Annotated in this window: 5 protein-coding genes and 2 pseudogenes; 6 read left to right on the plus strand and 1 reads right to left on the minus strand. The window is 69.1% G+C overall.

Annotated elements, in window-relative coordinates; all coding sequences use genetic code 11:
- Positions 1-60 precede the first annotated feature (60 nt).
- Positions 61-1,485 (plus strand): annotated as a pseudogene (locus tag AC07DW_RS33775) (NF041680 family putative transposase).
- An 18-nt stretch (positions 1,486-1,503) separates the two neighbouring features.
- Here the strand turns inward: AC07DW_RS33775 and AC07DW_RS33780 are convergent.
- Positions 1,504-1,629: pseudogene (locus tag AC07DW_RS33780) on the minus strand (IS5/IS1182 family transposase); the annotation flags it as partial.
- Positions 1,630-1,909: 280 nt separating this feature from the next.
- Between AC07DW_RS33780 and AC07DW_RS33785 the strand changes: the two are divergent.
- The 5 genes from AC07DW_RS33785 to AC07DW_RS33805 form a co-directional block, all read left to right on the plus strand.
- Positions 1,910-2,059 carry a transposase domain-containing protein gene (locus tag AC07DW_RS33785; protein ID WP_478861432.1) on the plus strand — a complete coding sequence of 50 codons (150 nt, stop codon included), beginning with the start codon at positions 1,910-1,912 and terminating at the stop codon, positions 2,057-2,059.
- Positions 2,007-2,243 (plus strand): transposase domain-containing protein, encoded by a 237-nt coding sequence (locus AC07DW_RS33790; RefSeq protein WP_478861433.1) that lies wholly within the window; start codon positions 2,007-2,009, stop codon positions 2,241-2,243. Before AC07DW_RS33785 ends, AC07DW_RS33790 begins: the two co-directional genes overlap by 53 nt.
- On the plus strand, positions 2,209-2,349 hold the full coding sequence (locus AC07DW_RS33795; RefSeq protein ID WP_478861436.1) for a hypothetical protein: 141 nt from the start codon (positions 2,209-2,211) through the stop codon (positions 2,347-2,349). Before AC07DW_RS33790 ends, AC07DW_RS33795 begins: the two co-directional genes overlap by 35 nt.
- 93 nt (positions 2,350-2,442) lie before the next feature.
- Positions 2,443-2,673, plus strand: a complete 231-nt coding sequence (locus AC07DW_RS33800) for a hypothetical protein (RefSeq protein WP_478861434.1) — start codon at positions 2,443-2,445, stop codon at positions 2,671-2,673.
- Positions 2,674-3,126: 453 nt separating this feature from the next.
- Positions 3,127-3,560 (plus strand): hypothetical protein (locus AC07DW_RS33805; RefSeq protein WP_478861435.1); only part of this gene is annotated, 434 nt, incomplete at its 3' end.

The following is a 3,560-nucleotide window of genomic DNA, read 5'->3' on the forward strand; positions in this document are numbered from 1 at the left end:
TCATCCACTCGACCGAACCCGCACCAGCCACCTCGCCCGGCTCAACCTCACTCTCGCAGCCTGACCAGCCGCCGAATTAGCCACCAGGGTCTTCGGGGCGAGTTCTGCGAATCCCTGTACAAGCGGGCGGATGCGCTCTTCGAGCTCACGGACGCGGTGTTGTGTGCGGACGGGCCGGTGAAGACGCTGGTCGAGCTGTCGCTGGCGGTCGAGCACCGGCGTGGGCACGGCGCGATGTACGCGGCGTTGGACCGGGGCTGGGCGGAGCCGGCGCGGTTGCGCCGCGCGCTGTCCGGCCTGCCGCTGCCGATGGCGGCCGACGGGCGGATCGTGCTGGCCGCTGACGTGAGCAACTGGCTCCGTCCCGGCGCTGCGACCAGCGACGACCGCCTGTTGTGCCACGTCTGCGGACGTGGTGCCCGGAGCAAGGACCAATTCGTGCCGGGCTGGCCCTGCTCCTTCGTCGCCGCGCTGGAAACGGGCCGTACCTCCTGGGCCGGCATGCTGGACGCGGTGCGTTTGGGGCCGGCCGACGACGCGACTGCGGTCACGGCCAACCAGCTCCGTGACACCGTCGGGCGGCTGCTTCATGCCGGGCAGTGGAATCCCGGAGATCCCGAGGTCCTCGTGGTCATGGATTCCGGCTATGACGTCGCCTGCCTGCCGCACGCGCTGGCGGACCTGCCCGTCGTCCTGCCCGGGCGTCTGCGCTCGGACCGGGTGATGCTCCGAGACCCTGGCCCGGCCCGGTCCGGGCCCAGGGGCGGCCGCCCGCGCCGGCACGGTGGGGTCCTGGCCCTGTCGCGGCCCGGGACCTGGCACAGCCCCGGGGTGACCACGTCCACGGACACCACTCGCTACGGCACCGCCGAGGCGAGAGCCTGGCAACGGATGCACCCCGGCTCACCCACCGCGGACCCTGGCTGAACCATGCCGAGAAGGAACTGCCCGTCCTGCACGGCACGTTGATCCGCCTGAAGGCCGAGCGCCTGCCGGGTGACCGCGCCCCCAAGCCGGTGTGGCTGTGGTGCTCGGCCACCGGCGCCACCGGCGCGGACGTGGACCGCTGGTGGCAGGCGTTCCTGCGCAGGTTCGACCTTGAGCACACGTTCAGGCTGATGAAGCAGACACTCGGCTGGACACGCCCGAAGGTCCGACACGCGGACACCGCCGACCTGTGGACCTGGCTGATCATTGCCGCACACACCCAGCTTCGCCTCGCCCGAGTCCTTGCCGAGGACCTCCGCCGCCCCTGGGAACGACCAGCGACCGAACCCCGCAGCCTCACCCCCGCCCGGGTCCGTCGCGGGTTCCGCAACATCCGCGCGACGGCATCCCGTCCAGCGGCCGCACCGAAACCAACCAAGCCCGGGCCCGGCCGGCCTCCCGGCTGGGAAGAACAAGCAACGGGCCAAGCGCCACGACGTCGGCAAAACCATCAAACGCGCCGAATCGATCAAGGAACACCAAACACAACGGGGTTAAACGCCAAGCTAAGGTTCTTCAGCGTTGCTTCTCCAGGGTGAGGGCGGCCTTGACGATTGACGTGAGTCGGTTGGGGCTGACGCGGGCTTTGCGGAAGATCCGCCAGGCTTTGAGCCGTGCGAAGGCCCGTTCCACAGGTGAGCGGAGCCAGGCGTGGGGCCTTGACCTGGGCTTGATCTAAGGCCGGGTAGTTAACGCATTCGTGCCAGCGGCAAGCGAGTGGCAGGCGTTGCGACGCCGGGTGAAAGCGGGCAACGGAGCCCCGTTGGAGCAGGTAGTCCGCCAAGAGTGCTGCCACCCACGGAGCTCCGTTGCCTGTACGTCATTGTGCCCTGCCGCCTGGTGTGACAACCGTGTCCCGCCGGTTCACGGTGGCCGGAGGCTGGTTCGCTCCCGGTCATCTGGGTGAGCTGGCCCAACCCAGGTGCTGCCCTTCGAACTCGTTGACGCGGTCCAGGAAGAGACGCTGACCGTGCAGCGCCGGCTGCGGGATCTGCCCTCTCGGGCCGGGATGTATTTTCGTGCTCGCGATGTGCCTGTTCCGAAAGGCCGACTACCGGCTGGTGTGGCATAAGCTGACCGCAGCGCTGACAGGGGCAGGGCTGCAGATCGCGTGGCCGACCGCGAAGGCCCTGCGAGACCTGTCGCCGCATCGGTGCCGCGCCGATGCGGAACCTGTCCGGGGTACTGGCTGGGCCGCTGGCCCGGCCGACGACACGTGGCGTGCGGTTCGGACCGTTCCGGACGGTCTCCTTTGACCGCTGCAGCTCCATCAAGGTCCCCGAGAGCGACAGGAATGTGGAGTGGCTCGGACCGCAGAGCCGCGGCGGCTACCCCATGGTGGAGCTGATGACCCTGGGGTGACCGGCACCCGGGCCCTGACCGGAGCAGTGCTCGGGCCCCACCGCGACCGACGGGGCCGACTGCTGACCACCTGCGCCCCGACATGCTGGCCTTATGCACAAGGGCTTCGACGCCAACGCCTTCCTGTCCGCCGTGGTCGGCGCCCAGTTCCTGGGCCGGATCCGCGCCAACCGCCGCACCCCGGTCCTGGCCCGCCCCGCGGACGGATCCTGCCTGTCCGTCCTCGGGACCGTCCCGGTCCGCATCGTCGAAGCGACCATCACCGTGACACCTGCAAGAACGGCACCTCGTTCACTGACTCCTATCGCCTCGCCACCACCCTGACCGACGCACGCCGCTACCCCGCCGGAGCCCTGGTCGCCCGATACCACCAGCGGTGGGAGCACGAGTCCGCATACTTCGCGCCGCGGCACACCCCCCTGGCAGAGCCGCGGGCTCCGCTCTGGCGACCCCGTCGGCGCCGGGCAGGAGATGCGGGCCATGCTGCCTATGTTCTCGATGGTCACAGGCGCAATCCTCCATGATCGGAGTTACAGCGCTTCTTTGACAGTCCCCCGTACGAGCGCTGCTGATACAGGAGGATGGCTAGTTGGAGGACACCGCGCCGGATCAGGACAGGGTTGGTTGGAGGCCATACGCCTGTTGTCCCCTTGATAGCTCATGGCAGGGAGTCCGTTAATGGCTTCTCGGTCCGTTTCGACGGATAACACAAGCAGAAATGCACGTGCGGCTGCATCCACGCCCCGGCGTGCTGGTCATGCTTTGCGTCATGTTGCTTTGGCGACGGCTGTGGTGATGGGGGTGGCGGCGGTTCCGGTGGTGTCGGCGGTGGCTGCCGATACGCCGGGTGGTGGGGTGCCGGCTGGGGTGTCGGGTTCGGTGCCGCTGGGTGATGCTGCTGCGGGGATGGTGGATGAGCGGACGGGTCTGTGGCGGATGACTCTGCCGCTGGTGGCCCTCGGCGGGCGTGCGGGTCTGGATGCGTCGGTGGCGTTGTCGTATGACCAGCAGCTGGCGGCAGCGGGGGTGGACCGGCACGGCCTGGGTGCGGGGATGAGCCTGGGAGTGTCGTTTGTGGACACTGAGGGCGGGGTGCGGGTCTTCCCCGCCTCCGGCGGCATGTTCGAAGCCGACGAGGCAACGGCGACCGGCCTGAAGCGCTACCCGCTCAAAGACCTGAAGTTCGAGCGCAAGGCGGGCACGGTTCCGGC

This window comes from Streptomyces sp. NPDC045701 (assembly GCF_056432045.1).

Excerpts from the sequence above, each read along its gene's own strand:
- AC07DW_RS33800 (WP_478861434.1), top strand. The coding sequence starts at position 2,443 with ATGCACAAGGGCTTCGACGCCAACGCCTTCCTGTCCGCCGTGGTCGGC.